The organism is Candidatus Binatia bacterium (assembly GCA_023150935.1).
Lineage (GTDB): Bacteria > Desulfobacterota > Binatia > HRBIN30 > HRBIN30 > JAKLJW01.
In genome coordinates this window covers 486,688-509,281 of sequence record JAKLJW010000001.1, presented here as the reverse complement: position 1 = coordinate 509,281, position 22,594 = coordinate 486,688, and the positions used below count along the sequence as shown (strand labels likewise).

Annotated in this window: 20 protein-coding genes; 11 read left to right on the top strand and 9 right to left on the bottom strand. The window is 67.0% G+C overall.

The genetic code is table 11. The annotated features are described in order from the left end of the window. Positions 1–89 precede the first annotated feature (89 nt). From L6Q96_02195 to L6Q96_02180, 4 genes are all read left to right on the top strand, one after another. Positions 90–2,387 (top strand): putative metal-binding motif-containing protein, encoded by a 2,298-nt coding sequence (locus L6Q96_02195; protein MCK6553389.1) that lies wholly within the window; start codon positions 90–92, stop codon positions 2,385–2,387. A 14-nt stretch (positions 2,388–2,401) separates the two neighbouring features. Next, complete coding sequence (locus L6Q96_02190; protein MCK6553388.1) at positions 2,402–3,577, top strand: hypothetical protein; 1,176 nt, start codon at positions 2,402–2,404, stop codon at positions 3,575–3,577. A 77-nt stretch (positions 3,578–3,654) separates the two neighbouring features. Then, positions 3,655–4,086 (top strand): DUF4136 domain-containing protein, encoded by a 432-nt coding sequence (locus L6Q96_02185; protein ID MCK6553387.1) that lies wholly within the window; start codon positions 3,655–3,657, stop codon positions 4,084–4,086. 4 nt (positions 4,087–4,090) lie between these two features. Beyond that, positions 4,091–4,645: a hypothetical protein gene (locus tag L6Q96_02180; protein ID MCK6553386.1), complete on the top strand. Its 555-nt coding sequence runs from the start codon at positions 4,091–4,093 to the stop codon at positions 4,643–4,645. A gap of 9 nt (positions 4,646–4,654) precedes the next feature. Here L6Q96_02180 and L6Q96_02175 read toward each other — a convergent pair whose 3' ends face one another. The 5 genes from L6Q96_02175 to L6Q96_02155 form a co-directional block, all read right to left on the bottom strand. Further along, positions 4,655–5,830 carry an aminotransferase class I/II-fold pyridoxal phosphate-dependent enzyme gene (locus L6Q96_02175; protein MCK6553385.1) on the bottom strand — a complete coding sequence of 392 codons (1,176 nt, stop codon included), beginning with the start codon at positions 5,828–5,830 and terminating at the stop codon, positions 4,655–4,657. After that, positions 5,827–6,972, bottom strand: a complete 1,146-nt coding sequence (locus L6Q96_02170) for a hypothetical protein (protein MCK6553384.1) — start codon at positions 6,970–6,972, stop codon at positions 5,827–5,829. Before L6Q96_02170 ends, L6Q96_02175 begins: the two co-directional genes overlap by 4 nt. Positions 6,973–7,111: 139 nt before the next feature. Further along, positions 7,112–7,603, bottom strand: a complete 492-nt coding sequence (locus tag L6Q96_02165; protein MCK6553383.1) for a cupin domain-containing protein — start codon at positions 7,601–7,603, stop codon at positions 7,112–7,114. Between the two features lie 24 nt (positions 7,604–7,627). Further along, positions 7,628–8,047, bottom strand: a complete 420-nt coding sequence (locus tag L6Q96_02160; protein ID MCK6553382.1) for a hypothetical protein — start codon at positions 8,045–8,047, stop codon at positions 7,628–7,630. A gap of 234 nt (positions 8,048–8,281) precedes the next feature. Continuing rightward, positions 8,282–8,893 carry a Uma2 family endonuclease gene (locus tag L6Q96_02155; protein ID MCK6553381.1) on the bottom strand — a complete coding sequence of 204 codons (612 nt, stop codon included), beginning with the start codon at positions 8,891–8,893 and terminating at the stop codon, positions 8,282–8,284. Positions 8,894–9,108: 215 nt separating this feature from the next. Here L6Q96_02155 and L6Q96_02150 point away from each other — a divergent pair, with 215 nt between their 5' ends. Continuing rightward, positions 9,109–10,911: a sulfatase gene (locus tag L6Q96_02150; GenBank protein MCK6553380.1), complete on the top strand. Its 1,803-nt coding sequence runs from the start codon at positions 9,109–9,111 to the stop codon at positions 10,909–10,911. A gap of 128 nt (positions 10,912–11,039) precedes the next feature. On the opposite strand, the gene L6Q96_02145 is transcribed toward L6Q96_02150, so the two are convergent. From L6Q96_02145 to L6Q96_02130, 4 genes are read right to left on the bottom strand one after another with little or no spacing between them, the layout of a single operon-like run. Continuing rightward, a complete protein-coding gene (locus L6Q96_02145) occupies positions 11,040–11,663 on the bottom strand; it encodes an ABC-type transport auxiliary lipoprotein family protein (protein ID MCK6553379.1) in 624 nt (207 codons plus the stop codon). Then, a complete protein-coding gene (locus tag L6Q96_02140) occupies positions 11,660–12,604 on the bottom strand; it encodes an MlaD family protein (GenBank protein ID MCK6553378.1) in 945 nt (314 codons plus the stop codon). The genes L6Q96_02145 and L6Q96_02140 overlap by 4 nt, the downstream gene beginning before the upstream one ends. After that, on the bottom strand, positions 12,594–13,397 hold the full coding sequence (locus L6Q96_02135) for an ATP-binding cassette domain-containing protein (GenBank protein ID MCK6553377.1): 804 nt from the start codon (positions 13,395–13,397) through the stop codon (positions 12,594–12,596). The genes L6Q96_02140 and L6Q96_02135 overlap by 11 nt, the downstream gene beginning before the upstream one ends. Positions 13,398–13,401: 4 nt before the next feature. Next, on the bottom strand, positions 13,402–14,526 hold the full coding sequence (locus L6Q96_02130) for an MlaE family lipid ABC transporter permease subunit (GenBank protein MCK6553376.1): 1,125 nt from the start codon (positions 14,524–14,526) through the stop codon (positions 13,402–13,404). 111 nt (positions 14,527–14,637) lie between these two features. Here L6Q96_02130 and L6Q96_02125 point away from each other — a divergent pair, with 111 nt between their 5' ends. The 6 genes from L6Q96_02125 (at position 14,638) to L6Q96_02100 (ending at position 22,593) form a co-directional block, all read left to right on the top strand. After that, entirely contained in the window at positions 14,638–15,000 is a 363-nt protein-coding gene (locus L6Q96_02125) for a hypothetical protein (GenBank protein MCK6553375.1), read from the top strand. 86 nt (positions 15,001–15,086) lie between these two features. Next, positions 15,087–16,499, top strand: a complete 1,413-nt coding sequence (locus L6Q96_02120; protein MCK6553374.1) for a TolC family protein — start codon at positions 15,087–15,089, stop codon at positions 16,497–16,499. Beyond that, entirely contained in the window at positions 16,489–17,991 is a 1,503-nt protein-coding gene (locus L6Q96_02115) for an efflux RND transporter periplasmic adaptor subunit (protein ID MCK6553373.1), read from the top strand. Before L6Q96_02120 ends, L6Q96_02115 begins: the two co-directional genes overlap by 11 nt. Beyond that, positions 17,972–21,391, top strand: a complete 3,420-nt coding sequence (locus L6Q96_02110) for a CusA/CzcA family heavy metal efflux RND transporter (GenBank protein ID MCK6553372.1) — start codon at positions 17,972–17,974, stop codon at positions 21,389–21,391. The genes L6Q96_02115 and L6Q96_02110 overlap by 20 nt, the downstream gene beginning before the upstream one ends. A gap of 366 nt (positions 21,392–21,757) precedes the next feature. Next, positions 21,758–22,114, top strand: a complete 357-nt coding sequence (locus tag L6Q96_02105) for a hypothetical protein (GenBank protein ID MCK6553371.1) — start codon at positions 21,758–21,760, stop codon at positions 22,112–22,114. A gap of 92 nt (positions 22,115–22,206) precedes the next feature. Further along, positions 22,207–22,593 carry a hypothetical protein gene (locus L6Q96_02100; GenBank protein MCK6553370.1) on the top strand — a complete coding sequence of 129 codons (387 nt, stop codon included), beginning with the start codon at positions 22,207–22,209 and terminating at the stop codon, positions 22,591–22,593. Position 22,594: the final 1 nt, after the last annotated feature.

The following is a 22,594-nucleotide window of genomic DNA, read 5'->3' as shown; positions in this document are numbered from 1 at the left end:
AGGGACGGAGGATGTCCGAGACGGGGCGACATGCGGGCAAGGTTTGGCCAGGACGAGCAGCAGCTTTCTTGACGGGGATCGGGGGTAGCGTGAATCGAGTATCAGTTCTCATCGGCCGGGGCATCGTAGTGTACGCAGCGCTCGTCGGAACGGTGCTGTGCGCCGCCCCGGCGGGCGCGGCGCTCGTCGAGGCGACGGTTAACGACTTCCATTTGTCAGGCACCCAAGTCGGCGACGTGCCCCCGGGCGTGCTCTCGACGTCGCCGTCCTGTGCCGGCTGTCACGGCGGCTTCAGCCTCGAAAACTCGCCCTACGACACCTGGCAGGGAAGCCTCATGGCCCACGCCGGCCGCGATCCGCTCTTCTACGCGCAGATGACCACGGCGAACCAGGACGTCGCCAACGTCGGCTACTACTGCATGCGCTGCCACGTACCGCTGAGCTTCGTAACCGGTAACGTTGTCCCGACCGACGGCAGCGCCCTCAACGACACCGATCGCGACGGCGTGACCTGCCACTTCTGCCATTCCATGGTCGACCCGCTCTACAAACCCGGCATCAGTCCGGTGGAAGACGTGGCGATCCTCGCTGGCCTGGCCGAAGTGCCGGCCTTCTACGGGAACTCCATGTTCGTACTCGATCCCACCGGGACGCGACGTGGCCCTTACGCGACGCCGGCCGCGTCGCACGGCTGGATCCAGTCGGCGTTTCACCGCAGCAGCGATCTTTGCGGCACCTGCCACGACGTCGGCAATGTGGCCATCAGCAAGCAACCGGACGGTACGTACCTCTACAACAGCCTCGACACGCCGACACCCGACGAAGACCCGTGGCAGCAATTCCCGCTCGAACGCACGTACACCGAATGGAAGCTGAGCGCCTTCGCGGCCACCGGCGTCGACATGGGCGGCCGATTCGGCGGCGACGGCGTTACGGTCGTCGACACCTGTCAGAGCTGCCACATGCCGCGTACCACGTCGGCCGGCTGCAACGGCGGCCCGGTACGCAGCGACCTCCGCCGGCACGACTTCGCCGGCGCGGCCGCGCAGGTACTCGACCTCATCGCCAAGTTCACCGAAGACGACCCGACCGTCGACCAGGCGGCGATCGCCCGTAACCGCGCCAAGGCAGTCTCGATGCTCGAACGAGCGGCCTCGCTGTCCCTCGGTCAGACCGGCGCGACGTTGAACGTGCGGGTCACCAACGAAAGCGGCCACAAACTGCCGACCGGACACATCGAGGGCCGCCGGGTCTGGCTCAACGTCAAATTCTACGGCGTTGCCGGCCTCCTTACCGAGCACGGCCACTACGACGAGACCGAGGCCGAGCTCGATACCGCATCGACCACCGTCTACGAAATGAAGGTCGGCCTCAGCGCGTTCGCCGCTCTCGCCACCGGCCTGCCCCTCGGCGAGACCACGCATATGTCGCTGGCCGACACGATCGTACTCGACAACCGCATCCCGCCCCGCGGTTTCGCCAACGCGACCTACGAAGCCGGCGGCGCACCCGTGGTCGGTTGGACGTACGCCGACGGCCAGTACTGGGATGACCGGCCGTTTACCGTCCCGGCGATCGCCAACCGGGCGGAGGTGACCCTGTACTACCAGAACACCCCTCGGCACTACATCGAGACGCTGCGCGACGGCAACGTCACCGACGCCTGGGGCGATATCCTGCACCAGGCATGGGTCGACACCGGCCGGGGCGCCCCGATCGCGATGGCATCCGCCACGCTCCCCCTCACGCCACCGTGCAATGCGCCGGATGACTGCGACGGCGACGGCGTGCTGCCGCCCAGCGACTGCGACAACTACGATCCGACGGCGTACACGGGTGCGCCCGAGCAGTGCGGCGACCTGCGCGACAACGACTGCGACGGCGCCACCGACGAGGGCGACTGCGCCCTCTGCTCGCCGGCGCTGACAGTCGCGTCGACCGGACAGACGCGACAGACCAAGGCGCGCCTCTCCGACGATCCGGCCCGCGACGAAGTGCTCACGCGCGGAGTTATCTCTCTGGCCGCCGTGGGATCGATCGACCCGGCCGCAACCGAGGTGACCGTGCGCGTGACCGACGGCGGGCAGAACGCACGCTACCAGGTAACCATTCCCATCGGCGGAATGGTGGTGAAGCCGAACGGGCGGAAATTCCTCTACAGCGACCGCGAGAAGCCCTACGAACTGGGCGGCCTCAAGAGCGGCCTGATCAATGTCGCCTCCGACGGGTTGACGGCCCAGTACAAGTTCCAGGCCCGTCTCCTCGACCTGCCCGGCTTCACCGCCGGCGCCGCCAGCACCGTCACGGTCAAGATCGGCGACCGCTGCTTCGTCGACAGCACCGACGCCTGCGAATCGACCAACCCGCGGACCGTAAAGTGCAAGTGAACCGTGTATCGGTTGTGGATTCTTCCCCGTACCCGCGCTCGGGATCGACGGCGACGAACGCGCCCCACCCCCTTTACGGCGAACGTGCCGAACGCGTCCGCAAGACGATCGCCCTGGAGCCCGTCGAGCGCATCCCCTGCGTGTTCATGGGCACCGCCTTCGCACCGCGCTACGTAGGCGCGTCCATAGCCGACTTCTGCACCGATCCCGACCTGCGCGTCGACGTCACTCTCGACGCCATGGACCGCCTCGGCTCGGGCGTCGACGGCATCAACAGCGTTCCCACCGGCCGTGTCGCTGTCCCTCTCACCATGGCGTGGTTCTCCCACGTCGCCCTGCCCGGCCGCGAGTTGCCACCCGACAGTTTGTGGCAAGTGGAAGAGGCCGAGGTCATGACCCGCGCCGACTACGACACCCTCATCAACCGGGGCTGGTGGGAATTCCTGACCGAGTACATGCCGCGCGTGATCGCCATCGAGGAGGTCTACGATCACCTCGCGTGGCTGGAGACCCACACCGCCGGCGTTGTCGAGCGCTTCCAGAGCCGGGGCTACGTCCCTGTCTCCTGCGGCGGCACGACCATACCTTTCGAATGCCTCTGCGGCGGGCGCTCCCTGGAGGAGTTCTTCGTCGACCTTCACAGCATTCCGGATACCGTGAAAGCCGCCTTCGACGTCATGCAGCCCGAACTGGTTCGCATCGGCATCGCCGCCGCCCGCCAGTCGGGCATTTCCGCCACCTGGGTCGGCGGATGGCGCGCCGCCAGCGCCATGCTCTCCCCGAAAATGTGGGAGACCTTCGTCTTCCCGTACTACCACGATATGGTCACGCAACTCGCCGCTGAAGGAATCGTTTCCGTGCTCCATTTCGATCAGGACTGGACCCGGGATCTTCGGCGCCTACGCGAGTTTCCGGCAAAAAGCTGCATCCTCAACCTCGACGGCTGGACCGACATCCGCCGCGCCAAAGAGATCCTCGGCGACCACATGGCGCTTATGGGCGACGTTCCCTCCCCCCTCCTTTCCACCGGCACGCCGGACCAGGTTTACGCCTACGTCCGCGACCTCGTTAGGGACGTCGGCCCGACCGGGCTCCTCCTTTGTCCCGGCTGCGACGCACCCATGAACGCCAGGCCCGAAAACATGGAGGCCTTCGTCGCGGCCAGCGCCGAGTACGGCCGCCCCGGTTAGAGAAGGCCTCCGCCTCGCGACTCACGATCCGACTGGTCAGCCTGCCTCACATGGCGTAAGGTGCGGCGGGGTGCATCATGGGTTCCGGAAGAATACTGCTGCTTCTTCTCGTCGCCGCCATCGGCGGCTGCGGCCTCTCCGACCTCGAGTCGGCCACGCTGCCGGGCACCGACCTCCGACAACTCAAGACGGCCTACGTCGCCTGTCACGTCGCCGACGACGGCAACCTGTGCGCGCTGATCGCAAGGCAACTCGACAAGCACGGCGTTACCGCAACCACAGGCATTGCGCTGCCGGCACCGGGAGATGCAAACGTCCTCGTCACCTACGACGACACCTGGACCTGGGATGTAACCTCTTATCTCCTGACCCTGCGCATCGACCTCCGCGATCCGGCCACCAACTTGCTCCTCGCCACCAGCCGGGTGTCGCGGACCAGGTTCGGCAGCGGCGGGCCGGATACGATGGTTCGAGAAGCCGTCGCGCAGCTCCTGGCAACGCGAGGGTAAGCCCATGACGCGACCCCTCCCCTATCGTCGCGGCGCGCAATGGATTACCGCCGCCGGCCTGACCGGATTGGTCATCGCCGGGTGTACCCAACACCTGAACCTGCGCAAGCAGCCGTTCACCGAGGGAGCCGTCCCGCCCCTCATGGTCCGCGAGTCCGTAAGCGTTCAGGCCGCCCGCGTGGAGACTGCGGGGCGCAGCTACGATGTCGGCTGGTACGACCTCGACATCAACTATGCGGAGTTCACCCACGCGGCCGTGCACGATCTCGTACAAGAGATCCAAAGACAGGAGATCGCGGTGACGCCGGACGGCGCTCGCCGGCTGGAATTGGCTGTCATGTATGTCGATTTGGTGCGCAAATTCGGCGCCTTCGAATGCATCGTCGACTATCGCGTACGCACCGGCGACGACGGCGTCCGTGGCCTGCAAGCCAGGGCTTCCGGCCCGAACCCGCGCTCCGCGTGCAGCGCCGCCGTACCGATGATTGCGGCCGAAACGCTCAAGGACGCTGCCGTCGTCGCTTATCTGACCGGGACCCCGGGGGCAGACCGGCGGTAGCGGACACCGCTACCGCAACCGGGCGAAGCGCTCGCACGCCTCGTCGAGGACATCCGCTTCCACGGCGAACTGGAAACGTAGCGAGCGCACACCCGCCGGGTCGCCGTAGAACACGTCGCCCGGAACTCCGTTTATGCCGATGCGCTCGATCAGTTGCATTGCCGCCGCGTAGGGCTCGATGTCTCCGAGCACGTCCCGGTAATCCGCCAGCACGTAGTATGCTCCCGCCGGCTTCGCGAACCGGAAGCCGGCCCTGGCCAGCGCGGCGCAGAACCGGTCGCGCTTTCCCTCGTAGGTGGTGCCGAGGTCGGCGTAGAACGACATCGGCAGTTCGCGCAGCGCCCGGGCGACGCCGCGCTGCAGAGGACGCGGTGCGCACACGGCCATCTGATCGAACACTCGCCCGGCCATCTCGACCACCGGATGCGGTCCGGCGAGATAGCCGATACGCCAGCCGGTGATCGAGAACGTCTTGCTGAAGCTGCCGATGGTCAGCGTGCGGTCGGCCAGTCCGGCGACGGTCGCCGGCGACACGTGCTGCCGGCCGTCGAAACACATGTACTCGTACACCTCGTCGGTGAAGACGATCACGCGCGTCCCGGCGAGCGCCGCAGCGATCGCCTCGAGCTCGTTGCGCGCAAAGACCTTCCCGCTCGGATTGCCGGGTGTATTGATCACCAGAGCGCGCGTGCGCGGCCCCAGGGCGGCGCGCAAACGGTAGAGATCGAGATCGAAGCTCGGGCCTCGCAGCGGGACGAACACCGGCACGCAGCCCAGCAACGTCAGGGTGGAACGATGATACGAATAGAAGGGTTCGAGCAGGATCACTTCGTCCCCGGGCTCGAACACGGCGAGCGCGGCGGCCGTAAAGGCCGCCGAGGATCCCGAGGCCACCAGTACTTCGTCGTCGCCGACATCGAGGCGGTTGAACTGCCGCAGCTTGGCGCAAATCGCGCTCTTCAGCTCGGGCAAGCCGGAGTAGTGCGTGTACGTCTGCCGATCTTCGCCGCCGATCGAGCGCAGGGCGCCATCGATCAGCGGCCGCGGCGTGTCGAGGTCGCACACACCCTGACCCAGGTTGATCCCCCCGGGCACGGCGGCGATCACCTCGGTGAGTGCGCGCAGCGGATTGTCGCCGCGCAGATGCGCACACCGTGCCGCCGGCTCGCCGAACGGGTCGCTCATCGTTGCGGCCGCCAGACGCCGATACGGTCGTCGAAGACAGCTCCGAAGTAGGTAGTGCCGTCCACTTCAGCCGCCGACGCTACCCCGCCAACGACGCTGCCGTCGTGCCGTAATAGCTCGGTGGCGCGCATCGTCCGCGGGTCGATCTCGAACAGCGCCCAGCCGGTTCGGCAGGGTAGACGCCCGAAGGCGCACAGAAGGAAGGCGGCGCCGTCGGTATGCGTCGCGACGAGAATAGTGCCGCGAGGCGAGAGAAACAGGTTGTCGGGGTTACCGCCAATCTGCACCGACTCGGGTGCCCCGCCCGGGGGCACGCCGGCACGCGGCACGCGGCTGACGCGGCCCGAACCCGTCTCGGCGTAATAGACCACGGTCCCGTCGGGCGACACGAGCACACCATTCGGCGCCGGCGACGCCGAGCCCGGCAGGTGCCGCCACCCCTGCTTCGGGCGCCACGCAATGACGTCGCCGGTGTTGCCACCGAGGCCGCTCTTGAGGGTGTAATAGAGCCCCGCCAGCCCCACCAGCGCCGGCGCGTAGTTCGACACCACCACCTCGCCGTCCGGGGCAAGGCTGACATCGTTGCCGACGATACCCGGCGGCAAAGGGATGCAGCCGCGCCACGTGAGCGCCGCCGCGTCGCCGGTGCCGGTCAGGTCGAAAAGCTCGACCGCTTCGCGCTGCCCATGGCCGACGACGGCAACCCGCATGACTCCCGGAGTGTCCGCCGGCGCCGCCGTAATGCCGTGCGGTGCAAAGGTGTCCGCAGCCGGCGGTTGCGTGCATGCCGGATCGCCGATCGGCACGCCGGCCGTCTGCCGATCCCGGCTCGCGTTGCCGGTCGGCCACAAACGGCGAGGCCGCGCCGCTTCGGGCGTCTCGGACTGCAACGGGAGCGCTTCGAGGGCACCGCCACTGCCGTCGCGGCGCAGTTCGCTGACGAGCAACACGCCGGCGGCGGGCACCGGCTCGACGTCCTCCGGGTTCTGAAAGGCGCAAATCGAGCCGACCGTACCCGGAGGCGACGCCGCCGTACACGGCCCACGCGGCTCGGCCGCGCAGCCGACCACCAGGGCCGCCAGCACGAGTGCCGCGACCGGTTTCCAGGGCCCGGCCTGTCGCCGGTTTCGGGTCATACCCATGCGCACGTACCTCCTGGCGATTATTCGAACTCGCCGTCGCGGCCAGTCGCACCGACATTCGACTCGTTGACGGCGGGAAAGTCATCACGGCCGTGCTATGCCGGTCAAGACCCGCACCGCCCGGCCCCGGCGCATCCGCTCACAGCAGATCACGGTAATTGCCGAAGGCTCCGCGGAGATGCTCGACGTGCTCGGAAAGCGCGGAGACGAAGCGGAAATCCTCGAAGGCGAAGCCGGGACCCACGGTACACCCGACCAGAGTGTACGCTCCTTGCGGGCGGGCCGCCTGCCAGACACCGGCCGGGACGGCAGCAACCTGCCGGGTGGCATCGGACCCGCATAACTCCCGGCGCACCAGTTCCCGCGTGGACGGTACGTACGTGAACAGGTCGAGAGGCTGGCCACGGTAAAAATGCCACACCTCGTCCGACTCGACGACGTGCCACCGACTGCACTGCCCGGCCGCAAGCAGGTAGTGAATCGACGTGATCGCCGCCCGCGGACCTCGCGGCGCTTGCACATGTATTGCCGACCGATACACCTCCCGGTACCAGCCCCCCTCAGGGTGCGGCTCCAGGTGGAGACGGGCGATCAGTTCCTGGAGTTCGTCAGAAAGCCGCGCCGATTCCATCCTCGTGTCCCGCGGACTCGCGCATTAGTCCCCGCCGGCGCCCGTCGACTGCCCCATCACGCCGAACACAAACAAGCCCAGCGCAATGGCGAACGCAGCCACGAATGAAGCCCAACCGACGAACTGGACTAACACGCCCCACGACGCCCAGGCACCCGCCGAGCCGTAATAACCGAGATAGAAGCCGGCTCCGACGTTGCTGACTATGCCGACCCAGATCGGACCCATCTCCCGCTCGCCCCGCAGTGCGGCCCGCAGGCCAAACCAGTACACGACGCACAGGGACAGATAGGCCCAGCCGAGCATGCGAACGAACATGTAGGTCTCTTGCTTCGGAAAACCTGCCGCTTCGAACCACGACGCGGGCATGAAAATCAGGGGAATGCACCAGACCGATATCGTCGCGACCAACTTGAAGATAAGGACCTTCGAAAGGCGGTTCATCGTAAACCCCCGGAGCGTTTCGGAATCGCACTCATTGTACGGGCTCTCCCATCGGACCGTTGCGCGTCTCGCATCGGCGGACGCTCTCGTCTAACTCACGATGGCCGTCGTAGTCGAGAGCGCCGATGAAGTCGTCAACGGCGCCGGCCCGACAATCCGTCGAAGAAGCCGATCATCCGTCTCGCATGGCCCACGTAGGCCCGCACCGCGCAGCGCGCAGTACTCTGCCAGTAGTTAGCGGATCGATATCTGGACGAAGAACTCATCCACGCCGGGTTCGAGCCCGGGGAGCGCGGAATGAGGCCGTAGCTTCTGGCCGGAGCGGAAGCGTCGATCGTTGCCGGGAACGAGCACCACGACCTCACGCTGTTCGGGGAGAACCAGCCAGACAACTTCGACCCCTCGGGCGAGGTACCAATCGGCTTTGCCGCGCAAAGTAGCCTCGTCTTCGTCCCGGCCAGCCACTTCCACGGCGAGAACCGGCGGTACGCGGCGGAATCCGCCCGAGTATCCCGCCAGATCTTTGCGGCGCCAGATTGCTCCATCGGCTCCGCGGGTCTCCTCGGCCAGCCGCATCCCCGCTTCGTTCGTGCCGGCCACGAAGTCCGGGTGCGTGCGAACCCACGCCGCCAGTATAGCGGCAAGGTCGGTGACCGTATCCTGCTGAAGATCTCCGCACGGCGGCATGTAGAGCAGCCTCCCGTTCGCGTACTCGAGGCGGCCGTCGATCTTTGGCCATGTTCGTGGATCGCCGGGGTCGAAGCCCTCGGGTGGAACGAGCTCCACCGGGAAGCGAACGGCGCGAGGCACATCGATGGTCTCTTCGTAGAGGTCCGCGGTGCTCACACCGGCACCTTATCATCGTCGCCGATCGGCTTCCAACAAGAGTCCCTTACGGAACGAAATCCGGGAATACGCTCGTCAACGCGTTACGGCACGTACCGCAGAAGTCCGGAATCGCCTCGGTCGCACAACGACAACAAACACTTTCCTCTCGCCCTCCGCAAACCCGCGTGGTAGCGGTGGAAGCAATCGCCGCCCGCCATCGAGTATCGTTCCCCGTGCCAGTCTCGAACTCGCTTGCCCGCTTCCGCGCCCGTCAGTGGGTTTTCGCTTACTGCGTCAGCTTTGCGGGTGCGGTCTCCGGCTGTTCGCCGTCGGGCTGCGCTCCCGCCTCCCCCGATGACCGCCTCAACGTCGTGGTCGTCCTCGCCGACGCCATGCGTGCCGCCAGCCTCCCGCCGTACGGCTACCCGCGGCCGACCACACCCAACCTCGAGGCACTGGCGCGCGAGGGGGTGGTCTTCGACCACCACTTCGCGCATTACCCCGGAACGCCGGTATCCGTCAGCCAGATGCAGACCGGCCGGCTCACGCCACCGTTGTTGGTCGGTTACAAGTACATGGCGGTTCCGGTGCGCGGCATCCCCGCCGACCTGCTCGTCCTCCCCGACGCCTTTCGGCAGGCCGGATACCTGACGGGCCTCGTCAGTTCTCATTACTTGTTCTGCGAGGAGACCGAACTGGTGCGCCGCTTCGAGAAGCGGGCGATTCTTCCCGCCACCGCCGACCGCGCCTACGCCTTCTTCGAAGAACTCTGGCCCGCGTTGAACGACTTCCTCGACGCCGCACAAAGCGCGCGGCAGCCGTTCTACCTTTACGTCCACACGCTCGATACGCACGGGCCCTACCATTACCACGCCGGGTTCGACCAGTATCGGGACGCGCCCGACTGGCCGGAGGCCTACAACCGCTACGACTCGGAGATCATGTACACCGACCACTGGATCGGACGGCTGGTCGACGAACTACGGGAACGCGGAGTCCTCGACCGGACCGTGGTAGTGGTGACCTCCGACCACGGCGAGCAGTTCAACGAAATGGGCCCGGAGAAGTGGCATAGCCACCATGGCCCTCTGGTTCCGCGCGCGCTCACGCACATTCCGATGATCGTCCGCATACCCGGCGACCCTGCCCCCGGCCGGCGCTACGGCGGAGTGACCCGCCACATCGACCTCGCCCCCACTCTCCTCGGGCTGGCGGCCCCGGGTACCGATCGCGGGCGCTACCGAATCGATGGGGACGACCTCAGTGCGGAGTTGCGCAAGGGCGGCACCGGTGGCGAGCGGTCGCGGACGAGTATCGCGTTCAGCCCGCGATACTGGGGGATTTACACGGCCGCGGCCGAGGTCCATTACGACCAGTGGTCGGACACCTTCTCGCCGCTATATCGACCGGTTCCCGACGCGCGCAATTACCCGCGTCTGGAAGCGATCGACGACGGCACGACGCGCGAGGCGCTCATCGTCCAGTTGCGAGAGGCGTATGAAGACGCCACACGCGACGAACTCGCGCTGCCCGATAATCCGGCTCTGCCCCAACCCGCCTTCCTCGGGGCGCTGCTGCCCGTAAAGCCCGGGACGGCTTCCGTCCCGACGTTCGAAGACAGGGCCGACGACCATCGCTGGGCCGCGGGCTCCACGGGTTTGACCCTGCAGCCCGGTGAACGTCCGGCACCTCTAACACTGGCGACACCCTGGGTGCCGGGACGGTACCGGGTCAGCGTGCAGCTCTACCAGAACCCGATCCGCGACCGCGGTTACCAGAACCGATTCACGTTGCGGCTTCCCAACGGCGACAACCGGCCGGTGCGCCTGTCGGGGACGGGTGCAGCGCCGGGTTCACCGTTGGACGCCGGCGAGTACGACCTTGGCCGCGAGCTGACCATCGAACTGAGCGAACCGGAGGGTGGGGTAGCGATTGGGGGGTTCCGTTTCGACCGAGTCGACCGATCGCAACCGTTGGCCGCGGACGACCCCGCGCTCAAGGAACGACTGCGCGCGCTCGGCTACGTGCACGAGTGATACGCGGAGCCGCGCTGCGCCCGGCCAATCGGGAGCCGTGCCCCGCGATGGCGGTCGACTCGACACCAGCGCCGCGAGCTGCCGTCTGCGCACACCGGAGACAGTGCAGAGTCACGCAGGCGCGACGTTCAACGGTCTCTCGCGATCGCCGCGTAAACGTCCTGCTGAAGGCGCGCGGAAATTCGCGCCATGCCGGCGCTCATGGCGGCAACGAAGGCGCGGACGTCGGCGCAGTCGCACGGTTCGCGTTCTTCGTACGTCGACTGCATCAGCACCGGCGATGTCGAGCCGGTTGCGGTGCGCAGCAAGAGGAAGCGGAGGCGGGCGTTGGCCGAGCAGGTCCCGGCGACTTCGCGTTCCTCGATTTCTTCGATCTGGCCGCCGAGTTGATAGTCGCCACTGACCGCCGCGGGGCCTTGCTGCACGGCGCGGTAGAGACCGGAGGCGGCGAAGTCGCGCGCCAGCAAGTCGCCGAGCATTTGTCCGGGACTCGCGCCCCAGCGATCGGAGAGGTACGTCCCGGTGCTGTAGGGGTCGTCGCGGTACACGATCGCGAGGCGGTCGTATAATGCGTTGGCGCTGAGCGGGGCGATGCGCAGCGTCACCGGCAGCGGGGACAGATCCGAGATGACCGGCGGTTGGTAATCGAGTCTGTACGCCCGCACTTCGGGCGCCGGTTGCGTCAGGCTGATACACCCGGCCCCAGCGCCAATCAGCAAGGTGGCCGCGACGAGACCGCGCAACGCTCTCATCGGTCCGCCCCCCGGCGCGTGCGGCCGGAGGCCGGCGGCGCCGAAAACAGCAGCAGCGACGGTTGGCTGCGGACCTCGTCGGTAAGGGTTTGCAGGTTGTCCACGGTCCGATCGAGTCGCTCGATGGTGTACTGCATGCCGAGCACCACCTGCTGCGCGCTCTGCGCGAGGCGATTGATCTGCTCGAGCGCGTCGTTGAGCTGGTGGGCGGTTGGACCGGAGGTCAGGTTCGCAAAGAGATCCCTGGCTGCCGCCGTGGCTTCTGTGGCATTGGCGACGGCCGGCGCCAACGCAACGTTGCGGGTCATGGTCTCCAGATTCCTCGTCAGATCGCTCGCGGAACGCGACACCGACTCGACGTTGGTGAGGACTGTGCCGATGCGTTGATCGCGAAGCAACGAGTCCGCCGCCTGCAATGTGTTGCGTGCCTGGTTGGCAAGGTCGGGGAGGTCCATGGCCATGAATTGGTCGTACACGTCGCCCAGAGCGCTTTGGACGGCCTTGAAGCTCGACCTTGCGGAAGGAATCAACTCGGCCGGCGGCTCGAAGGTCAGGGCCGGCGATTGATCCAGGGCCTGACCGGTGCGCCGATCGATTTCGATGTAGCGCAATCCGGTGATGCCGCTCAGCTCGAGGGCCGCCCGCAGCGACGGGTCGCGACGGATGACCTCGGCGGCCGCGTCGTCGACATCCATGCGCACTTCGATAAGCTCGCCGTCGGGAGCGATACGTACGGCGGCGACCCGGCCGGCCGGCACACCGCGGAACTTCACGGCCGCCCCCGGGTCGAGACCCTGAATCGACTCGGCGAAGTAACTGACGAACTCGTCCGTCCTTTCGAAGAAGCGGCTGGCCCCGAGCCAGATCACCGCGGCGACCCCGATGGTCACGGCGGTCAGAACGAACAACCCCACCTGGAACTTGCGCGCCTCAGTTGCCACGAGTCCTCCTCTGTCCACGAAAGAGCGCGCCCGGCTCCCGGTTGAAGAAAGCGTGGACGCGCGGATCGGGATGCTTATCGCGCAGCTCGGCCGGTGTGCCGGCGGCGATAATGCCCTTCTGTTCGGTGTCGAGCAGGATTGCGCGCTCGCCGATCGTGAAGATGCTCGCCAGCTCATGGGTCACCGCCACGATGGTCGTGCCGAGGCTGCGGTTGATCTGCAGAATCAGTTCGTCGAGGTCGCGGGCGGTCACCGGGTCGAGGCCCGCCGACGGCTCGTCGAAGAACAGAATGCCCGGATCGAGCGCCATCGCCCGCGCGAGCGCCGCCCTTTTCTTCATCCCGCCGGAAAGCTCCGAGATGGCGAACTCCTCGAACCCGTCGAGCCTCACCATGCTGAGCTTGATGCGAACCAGCAGGTCGATCGTCTCCCGCGGCAAACGCGTGTACTCCTCCAACAGCAGCGCGATGTTCTGGCCGAGCGTTAACGAGGCAAACAGGGCGCCTGACTGAAAGAGCATCCCGAACTTGCGCTGGATGAAGCGCAGCCGGTCCTCATCGGCGGCGGTGACCTCCTCGCCCTCGAGCCAGATGCGTCCCTGGGCCGGATGCAGCAGCCCGACGATGTGCCGGAGCAGTGTCGTCTTGCCGCATCCAGAGCCGCCGACGATGAGAAAACGCTCGCCACGGCGGACCTCGAAGCTGACGTCGTCGAGGATGGTTCGGTCCTCGTAGCGCGCCGTGAGGTGTTCAACCTCGATTGCGGGGCCGGTCGGCGACTTCTCGGCGGACATGCACTCACCAGTAATGGAAGATCACCGTGAACACGGCATCGGCGACAATGATCAGGAAGATCCCGGCGACGATCGCCGAGGTGGTGATCTGACCGACGCTCTCGGCGCCGCCACGCGCCTGGAAGCCGCGTAAGCAGCCGACCCCGGCGATCAGCAGGGCGAAGGCCACCGACTTGATGAGCCCCGAGTAAACGTCCCACACCACCAGAGCGAGGCGGAGCTGACGCATGTACACGCTCGCCGGCAGATCGAGCCCGAGAACGGCGACCGTCAGTCCACCGAGGATACCGACGAGGTCGGCGATCAATGTCAGGCACGGCAGCATGAGCACCAGGGCAACCACCTTGGGGGTCACAAGAAAGCGGGTGCGGTCGAGTCCCATAGTGGTCAGGGCGTCGACTTCCTCGGACACCTTCATCGTCCCGATCTCGGCTGCGTACGCGGCACCCGATCGTCCGGCGGCGATGATCGCCGTCATCAGCGGCCCCAACTCGCGGGTGATCGACAGGCCGACGAGGTTGGCGACGTAGATGTCGGCTCCGACCTGTTGCAGTTGGACGGCGGCCTGGAAGGCGGTGATAAGACCCATGAGAAAGCTGATCAGGACGACGATCGGCACGCCGTCGCGGCCGGTACGTTCCATGTAGAGCCAGGTTTCCCGCCAGCGTATGCGCCGCGGGTGCCGCATGGCGTCCCACAGGCCAAGCACCGCTTCGCCGGTAAAGAGGACGATCTGGCGCGTGTCGCCAGCGAGTTGGAGGGCGGCGCCACCGAAGCGGGTCAGCAGATCGGGAACGGGCGGCGGCGGAGCCGACGGCTGCAGCAACGCTTCCTGATCGACGAGGCCGAGAAAGCCGTCGATCGCCGGCGTCGAGGCGGTAATCGCCAAACCGATGCGCTGGCGGTCGAGTCGCTGGCGCAGGGCCAGAAGGACGGCACCGCCCCCGCTGTCGAAATAGTCGACGCCGGACAGATCGAGCGCCACGCGCTCGGTCCCGTCGCCGGCCGCCGCGGTAAGCGCGTCGAGCAGCTCCTGCGCGGAGGCCGTGTCGACCCGCCCGGCGACGGCAAGCATCAGGGCCGAGCCTTGCCGCGTCGCGGTCACTGTGAACGGCTGTTCCTCGGGCACGGCGTGTCTCTTAGCATTGCACCTTCGGAGCACGAAACGCGCCGGCACTTATCGAGAGTCCGACGACGCGCAGTGGTTTGCAGATGAGGACCGCCGTGCTACGGTCGAAGCATGAGCCGGCGGGTTGGCACCCTGCTCCTTGCAGCCTTCGTTGCACTCGGCGGCCGGGCTTTGTGCCCGGACGGTGTCGGCTCGTGCCTGCGCATCGAGGTTCCACAGCACGATTGCTGCGCTCGTGACGCGGCACTCGCCACGCACGACTGCTGCTGCAAGGGATCGCGTAACGCGGCGGATGCGCAGGATGCGACCCGCGATCGGACTGCCCAGATCAGTCAGACGGCGCACGCCGTGGCCCTCGTCGACGGGGTTGCTACCCTCGACGCCGCCACGGCGATGCCGGCGCTGATGCGGCCCGGCAGTGCGCACGGGCCTCCGGAGACACTGGTTTCCCACCACACCGCACTCCTCCTCTGAACGGCTGACCGCAGCCTCGTCGCTGTAGGTTAACGTTCGCCGCTCGTGGTGCGCCCGGCGCACGCGCGCGGCTACCGGGAGGAGTCATGATTTCGAGCATCAACGCCACGCGCCGCGCCTGCGCGGTTGGCGTGGCCGTCATCCTTACCGCCAGCGGGTGCGTGCTGGCACCGCGTGACATGGACGCCGAGCGCGCACGCCTTGCCGTCGCCGGCGAAGCATACGAGCGCCCGCGTTCGGCACGGCTCGATCCCGAGCTGACGCCCGACGCCGACTGGCGCGCGCTGCTCCGGCACGCGTTTCTCGCCAATGGCGACCTCGAGGCCGCGTACCTCGACTGGCGTGCCGCCGTCGAGCGCGTCGGCATCGCCGCCGCCTATCCCAACACGAACACCTTTCTGACGTTCAGCTACCTCTTCTCCGGCGGCCAGGCGTCCGCGTGGGATCGTACGACTCTGAACCTCGGGTTCGATCCGATGCAGAACCTGTCTTTCCCCCTGAAGACCATGGCTGCCGGTCGCATCGCGTTCGCGGAGGCTCAGGCGGCCGGCAAGCGGTTCGCAGCCGCAAAGTTCGCCCTCCAGGAGCAGGTGCTGACGGCGTATGCCGAGGTCGCCCTGCTCGCTGCACGCGTGCACTTACAACGTTCCCGCGTGGATCTCGAAGCGCTTGCCGCGGCCAGCGCCGGCAGTCGGGCGACGGCGGGTGGCGCCCAGCAGAACGTGCTCGCCGCCGAGATGGCGCGGGCCAACGCCGCCAACGCGTTGCAGGCAACCGAGGCCGAGTTGCGGCAGGCCGTGGCCGCACTCAACGTCTTGCTCGGCCGCGATGCCACGGCGCCGCTTGCACCCCCCGCCACACTGCCGCCGCCCCGCGACCTGCCCGCCGACGATGCCCGGCTGCTTGCCGTGGCCACCACCAACAACCCGGAACTGGCGGCGCTCGCCCATGAAGTGGCCGGGCGCGACGATGCGCTCACCCTCGCCAAACTCCAGTACGTGCCCGACGTCAATCCGTTTGCCGCTGTGACCGGCAACGCGGCACAAATGGCCGGCGCCGGCATCTCCGTCCCGGCGACGCTGCCGCGCATCTGGAGTGCCATCGCCGAGGCGCGCGCCAATCTCCAACGCGCCGAAGCCCTCGCGACCCAGAGGGGACTCGATCGCGCTGCTCGGTTCGTCGCGACACTGGTCGCCCTGCGCGATGCCGAACGGCAGGCGGCGTTCTTCGCGGATCAACTGTTGCCGCTCAGCGCTCAACTCGCCGCCGCCGCAGAGGCTCGCTACACCACCGGTGCCGCACCGCTGGCCGATGTCATCGACGCGCGGCGCACCGCCATCGACGTCGAGCTGGCCCTTGCCGAAGCCCGAACCGCCCGCGAACAGCGCCTCGCAACGCTGGAAGCGCTCGCCGGCGCCGACGCCGAAACACTGGCGGACATCCCCCCTTCCGCACCGCAAATGATAGCCGAGCCCACGGAGGTGAGCCGTGTCGAATAGGCGAATGATTCTGTGCGGCGTTGTTCTCGCCCTGTCCCTCAGCGGAACCACCGGCTGCGCCCCCGAAACGCAGGCGACGATAGAGGCCGGCAAGACCGCCACCCCGGCGACGCTGTGGACCTGCGGCATGCACCCGCAGGTCGTGCAAGACAGACCCGGGACCTGTCCGATCTGCAACATGACGCTGGTGCCGCTACAGACGGCCCCGCATGAGGGACACAACGCGCCGGAGGAACACAACGGACCTGAGGGTCGAGACCAAACCACTGCGGCACCAGCCATGCCGGCCGCCACGCCCGTCCGCACCGTCAAGTACTGGTGGGATCCGATGATGAGTCCGCCGTACATCTCCGACCGGCCGGGGAAGAGCCCGATGGGGATGGACCTCGTGCCGGTCTACGCCGACGAAGGCGGCGCCGGCACGGTCACCATCGATCCGGCCATGGTGCAGAACATGGGTCTGCGAACGGCGGCCGTGGTGGTCGGGGCGTTGCGCACCACCGTGCGTGCGGCGGGCGTGCTCGCCGAGGCGCAACCGAATCAGCACGACGTCAATCTGCGCGTCTCCGGCTGGATCGAGCGGCTGTATGCCAACGTCGAGGGCATGCACCTTACCGCCGGTGCGCCGCTGTTCGACCTGTACAGCCCCGAACTGCAGCTAGCGATCGAGGAATTCATCGTCGCGCGCCGGGCGCGCGACGATGCGCGGCACGGCGCCACGGGCAACGCCATCGCCACCGGCGCGGTGTACGCGGCCGCGGAGCGCAAGCTGCGCCTCCTCGGTCTCGCCGAAACCCAGGTCGCCGACTTTGCCCGCCTTGACCGTGCGCCGGCGACGGTACGCTTCACCAGTCCGATGAGCGGACATCTCATCGAGAAGCCCGTCGTTCAGGGCTCGGCGGTCAAGGCCGGCGACCGCGTGCTGCGCATCGTCGACCACAGCCTGCTCTGGGTCGACGCGCAGGTGTATGCGCCGCAATTGCCGTATCTACAACTCGGCGAACGAGCGACGGCTACCGTTGCCGGCGTTCCGGGACGGACGTTTGCCGGGGAAATCGTCTTCATTCACCCCCACGTCGACACCGCGACCCGCACCACGATGACGCGTTTCGTCATCCGCAACCCCGCCCTCGACCTGCGCCCCGGCATGTACGCCACGGTCGAAATCGCCCATGAACTCGAGCCGCGGGCCCTGCTGGTGCCGCGCGCCGCGGTCATCGACACGGGTCTGCAGCAGGTGGCCTTTGTCGCGCTTGGCGAGGGACGCTTCGCACCGCGGCGCCTGACTGTGGGACCCGCCGGCGAGGATGGTGTTGTGCAGGTCCTTGCCGGTCTCGCCCCGGGCGACCAGGTGGTCACCAGCGGCCAGTTCCTCCTCGACGCGGAGAGCCGGTTCCGTGAGGCCATTCGGAAATTCCTGAGTGCACGCGACACCGTGCCCGCTGCCGGTGCGGCCGCGGCGGGAGAGAATCATGATCGCCAGGCTCATTGAGTACGCGGTGAACAACCGCGTACTCGTCCTGTTGCTCACCGGGATGCTGGCGGCCGTCGGGGTCTGGGCGACGTACAACATTCGCCTCGACGCCATCCCCGATCTCTCCGACGTGCAGGTCATCGTCGTGACCGAGTACCCGGGGCAGAACCCGCAGGTTGTGGACGACCAGGTCACCTACCCTCTCGCGAGTGCGCTGCTGGCCGTCCCCGGGGCGACCTACGTCCGCGGCTACAGCATGTTCGAGCTGTCGTTCGTCTACGTGCTCTTCGAGGACGGCACCGACATCTACTGGGCGCGCAGCCGCGTCCTCGAATACCTCAACTTCGCGCGTGACCGCTTGCCGCGGGGGGTCGAGCCGAAGCTCGGGCCAGACGCGACGGGGGTGGGCTGGGTTTACCAGTACGTGCTGTATCCGGGGTTCTACTGCGCCGAGCACCCCGGCGGGATATTTCACGATCCGGAGGCCGACCGCTGGTACGCGACGCGCGACGATGCGCCGGCGCCGCAACGTGCGTCGTTGCGCCGCGTGCGGGGTTTCGAACGTTCCGGCGCGTGCCCGCTGACGGGAACGCCGCTGGTTTCGTCCAACCAGGACCTCAGTCAGCTTCGCAGCCTGCAGGACTGGTATCTTCGCTATCCGCTCACGGCGGTGCCCGGCGTGGCCGAGGTGGCAGCGATTGGCGGGTTCGTGCGCCAGTACCAGGTCGTGCTCGATCCGGTGGTGTTGCAGGCGTATCGGCTGCCGCTGCGCACCGTGGTCGACGCGGTGCAGCGCTCGAACAACGACGTCGGCGGCTCCGTCATCGAGCAGGCGGAAAACGAATACATGGTGCGCAGTCGTGCTTACCTGCGCGGCCTCGACGACCTGGCGCGGGTTCCCGTGGGAGTGGGCGATAAGGGCACGCCGATCCTGCTCGGCGACGTGGCGACGCTGGCGGTCGGTGGCGAGAGCCGCCGCGGTGTCGGCGAATTCGACGGTATTGGCGAAGCCGTCGGTGGGGTGGTCATTTCGCGCTTCGGTGAAAACGCCTATCGGGTGATTCGCGAAGCGCGCGCCAAACTCGAGGAGCTCGAGGAAGGCCTGCCGCCGGGCGTGTTCGCCGTCACCACGTACGACCGGTCGGCCCTCATTCAGCGGGCCGTCGAAACCCTGCGCCGCGCCGTTCTCGAGGAGCTCGCCGTGGTTGCCGTAATCTGTCTGATCTTCCTTGCCCATGTGCGCAGTGCCCTGGTGGCGCTGCTGGTGTTGCCGGTCGGCTTGCTGGTGTCGATCCTCGTCATGCAGCTACTCGGCATCAACGCGAACATCATGAGCCTCGGCGGCCTGGCACTGGCGATCGGCGTGATGGTGGACTCGGGCGTCGTCATGATCGAGAACGCCCACAAGCACCTCGAGTGGGAGCGGGAGCAAGTGGCGCGGGGGGAACCGCCGAGGGGCCACGTGCGGGTGGTACTCGAAGCGGCGCAGGAAGTCGGCCCGAGCCTGTTCTTCTCTTTGCTCATCATCACCGTGTCGTTCCTGCCGATCTTCGTCCTCGGCGAGCAGTCGGGCCGACTGTTCAAGCCGCTGGCGTACACGAAGACGTTTGCCATCGCCGCCGGGGCGATTCTGGGCGTAACCGTAGTGCCGGTGCTGATGGTCTACCTGATTCGCGGCCGCATCCCGGTGGAAGACCGCAACCCCATCAACCGTGCCTCGGTCGCCATATACGCACCGGCCTTCCGCTGGGTGATGCGGCACCCATACGTGACGCTGAGCGTGACGCTGCTGCTCGGGGCGTCGACGCTCTATCCGTTACGCCACATCGGCGAGGAGTTCATGCCGGCGCTCGACGAGGGCGATCTGCTGTACATGCCGACCACCGACCCGAGCATCGCCATCGGCACGAGTCGGGCGTTGTTGCAGCAGACCGACAAGCTCATCAAGACCTTTCCGGAGGTGGCGACGGTGCACGGGAAGATCGGCCGCGCCGACACCGCCACGGATCCGGCGCCTTTGTCGATGATCGAGACCGTCATCCAATTGCACACCGAGCCGGAACGCTGGCGGAGCCGGTCCGTCGGGTACTTCTTCTCCGGCTGGCCGGCGTCGCTGAAGTGGCCGTTTACGGCGACATTCTGGCCGGAGCGGCGCCGCATCGACATGGACGAGCTGAAGTTCGGCTGGACCGACGCGGACGGCACGCGGCATCCGGGACTGAACGAGGTCGTTAGCTTCCCCGGCCTGGCGAACGCCTGGCCATACCCGATCGAGAACCGCATCAACATGCTCGCCACCGGCATCAAGACGCCGGTGGGAATAAAGATTCTCGGCCCCGACCTGCAGGTTCTCGGCGAGCTCGCCGAACGCACGGCGACGGCGATGCAGACCGTGCCGGGAACGCTGAGCGCTTACCCGGAACGCACGCTCGGCGGCTACTACCTCGACATCGACATCGACCGTGGCCGGGCGGCGCGTTACGGCCTGACCACTGGCGACGTGCAGGACGTCATCCAGACGGCGGTCGGTGGTATGACCGTGACCACGACGGTCGAGGGCCTCGAGCGCTATCCACTCAACGTGCGGTACGCGCGGGAGCTGCGCGACGATGTTCCGGCGCTGCGGGGCGTGCTGGTCGCCGCGCCGACGGGCGCCCAGGTGCCGCTCGGCGAGGTGGCGGACATCAGCATCAACCCGGGACCGCCGATGATCCGCAGCGAGAACGCGCAACGGACGGCGTGGGTGTTCGTCGATATCGCCGGGCGCGATCTCGGCGGATACGTCGAAGAGGCAAAGCGGGTGGCGGCGGAAGCCGTGCCCATGCCGCCGGGCTACACGCGGGTGTGGTCCGGGCGTTTCGAGTATCTCGAGCAGGCGAACCAGCGCCTGCGGCTGGTTATCCCGATCACGTTGCTGCTGATCGTGTTCCTGCTGTACCTCGCCAATCGGAGCTGGCTCCGCGTTGGGGTGGTGTTGCTCGCCGTGCCGTTCAGCCTGATCGGTGCGTTCTGGTTCCTGTGGGCGCTGGATTACAACATGAGTCTGGCGGTGTGGGTCGGCATCATTGCGTTGTTAGGTGTCGACGCCGAGACCGGCCAGATCATGCTGCTCTATCTCTACGGAGCGTTCGATCAGGCGAAGGCGGAGGGACGCATGCGGAACCGGGACGACCTGTTCGCCGCCGTCTACGAGGGGGCGGTGAAACGAATCCGGCCCAAGACGATGACGGTGGCCACCGACATGATCGGGCTGCTGCCGCTGCTCTGGGCGACGGGGACTGGTGCGGACGTAACCCGGCGGCTGGTTGCCCCGCTGATCGGCGGCATCGCCGTAAGTTTTCTCATGGAACTGTTGGTGTATCCTGTTGTCTTCACACTGGCGAAGCGCTGGGAGCTGAGGCGGGAGTGGGCGTCATGAACCGCCGCAGACGGAGCCGAGCGCCGCCCCCGCCTCGGGTGCGGGTATGCGGTCTAGCGGGGTTATTGGTCCAACGAGAAGGGAAGGCGGGCACAGATGAGCACTTGGTGCTTCCTGACGCGGATCGACAGTGAGGTTCGGCGTGCCTCGATACGCGCCTGAGCCCTTCGCTACGCCGATTGAGAATACATCGGCTACTCTGGGCGCTCGGGTGGTCGAGACGGCGCTACTCGGCACGAACGGAGAGGGTCTGCCGGGTGGAAACGTTTCCGTTCGCCCCGAGTAGGCCCTGTCATTTCAAGGGCCGTATCGAGGGGCCGCGTCAGATGGGTGGGTAATCTGGCCTGACGGAACAGGAGGATCGATATGAAACATCCGAAGTTGACGGCAGTTGCGCTGACTCTTGCGCTAAGTCTCGGCATGCCCATCATCGCCGGGGCTCAGGCGATCGACGAAGGTAACGTCGCCGCCAAGGTCGCGGCCGCGAAAACCGCGGCGGACCACCAGGCCATCGCGGACTATTACACCGGTCAGGCCGCAGCGGCCGCAGCGAAGGTGAAGACCCACGAGGAGATGCTGGTGTCGTTCCAGAAGGGCGGCGGAAAGCCGGCCGCGTCGTGGGTGACGCATTGCCGCGGTCTCATTGACTCGTTCAAGCGGCAGCAGAAGGACTATGCGGCGATGGCGGAAGAGCAGGCGGCCCTGGCGAAGTCTCCGAACTAGGCGGTGCCCGGCGGGGTGGCACCGGCATGGTGTCGCCCCGCCGGATGGTGGGGGAGACTGTCGGGTCCGGCGATCGTTAGAGGAGAAGCAAGATGTACGACACACGTTTGCGTTGGTTGATGTTTGCGCTCGGCGATCACGCGGCCGGAGCGGTAACGGGGGCGGTTACCGCGAGTGCAGTAGGGGCAACGGTGACGCCGGCCTGGGACATGGCGCTGGCGATGATTGCCGGCATGGGCATCGGCATGGCCGTGCACATCGGACTCATGCCGGTGTGCGGCCCGGTGCTGGGAATGTTTCAGGTCATGGTGCCGGGATCGCTCATCGGCATGTACGGCGGCATGATCTTCGGCATGCGCGATTCAATGGATCACGGAAGCGCGGACGGCGTTGGTGTCCTTGCCGGCGCGGTCTTCGGAATCATCGTCGTGGGCGCCGTCCACGCTTATGACTGGGCGCTCCGCGCCGGAGACCGATGAT

Bases quoted from the DNA above. Each gene is read 5' to 3' on its own strand.
- L6Q96_02185 (MCK6553387.1), top strand. From the start codon at position 3,655: ATGGGTTCCGGAAGAATACTGCTGCTTCTTCTCGTCGCCGCCATCGGC.
- L6Q96_02180 (MCK6553386.1), top strand. From the start codon at position 4,091: ATGACGCGACCCCTCCCCTATCGTCGCGGCGCGCAATGGATTACCGCC.
- L6Q96_02175 (MCK6553385.1), bottom strand. From the start codon at position 5,830: ATGAGCGACCCGTTCGGCGAGCCGGCGGCACGGTGTGCGCATCTGCGC.
- L6Q96_02170 (MCK6553384.1), bottom strand. From the start codon at position 6,972: ATGGGTATGACCCGAAACCGGCGACAGGCCGGGCCCTGGAAACCGGTC.
- L6Q96_02165 (MCK6553383.1), bottom strand. From the start codon at position 7,603: ATGGAATCGGCGCGGCTTTCTGACGAACTCCAGGAACTGATCGCCCGT.
- L6Q96_02160 (MCK6553382.1), bottom strand. From the start codon at position 8,047: ATGAACCGCCTTTCGAAGGTCCTTATCTTCAAGTTGGTCGCGACGATA.
- L6Q96_02145 (MCK6553379.1), bottom strand. From the start codon at position 11,663: ATGAGAGCGTTGCGCGGTCTCGTCGCGGCCACCTTGCTGATTGGCGCT.
- L6Q96_02135 (MCK6553377.1), bottom strand. From the start codon at position 13,397: ATGTCCGCCGAGAAGTCGCCGACCGGCCCCGCAATCGAGGTTGAACAC.
- L6Q96_02125 (MCK6553375.1), top strand. From the start codon at position 14,638: ATGAGCCGGCGGGTTGGCACCCTGCTCCTTGCAGCCTTCGTTGCACTC.
- L6Q96_02120 (MCK6553374.1), top strand. From the start codon at position 15,087: ATGATTTCGAGCATCAACGCCACGCGCCGCGCCTGCGCGGTTGGCGTG.
- L6Q96_02110 (MCK6553372.1), top strand. From the start codon at position 17,972: ATGATCGCCAGGCTCATTGAGTACGCGGTGAACAACCGCGTACTCGTC.
- L6Q96_02105 (MCK6553371.1), top strand. From the start codon at position 21,758: ATGAAACATCCGAAGTTGACGGCAGTTGCGCTGACTCTTGCGCTAAGT.
- L6Q96_02100 (MCK6553370.1), top strand. From the start codon at position 22,207: ATGTACGACACACGTTTGCGTTGGTTGATGTTTGCGCTCGGCGATCAC.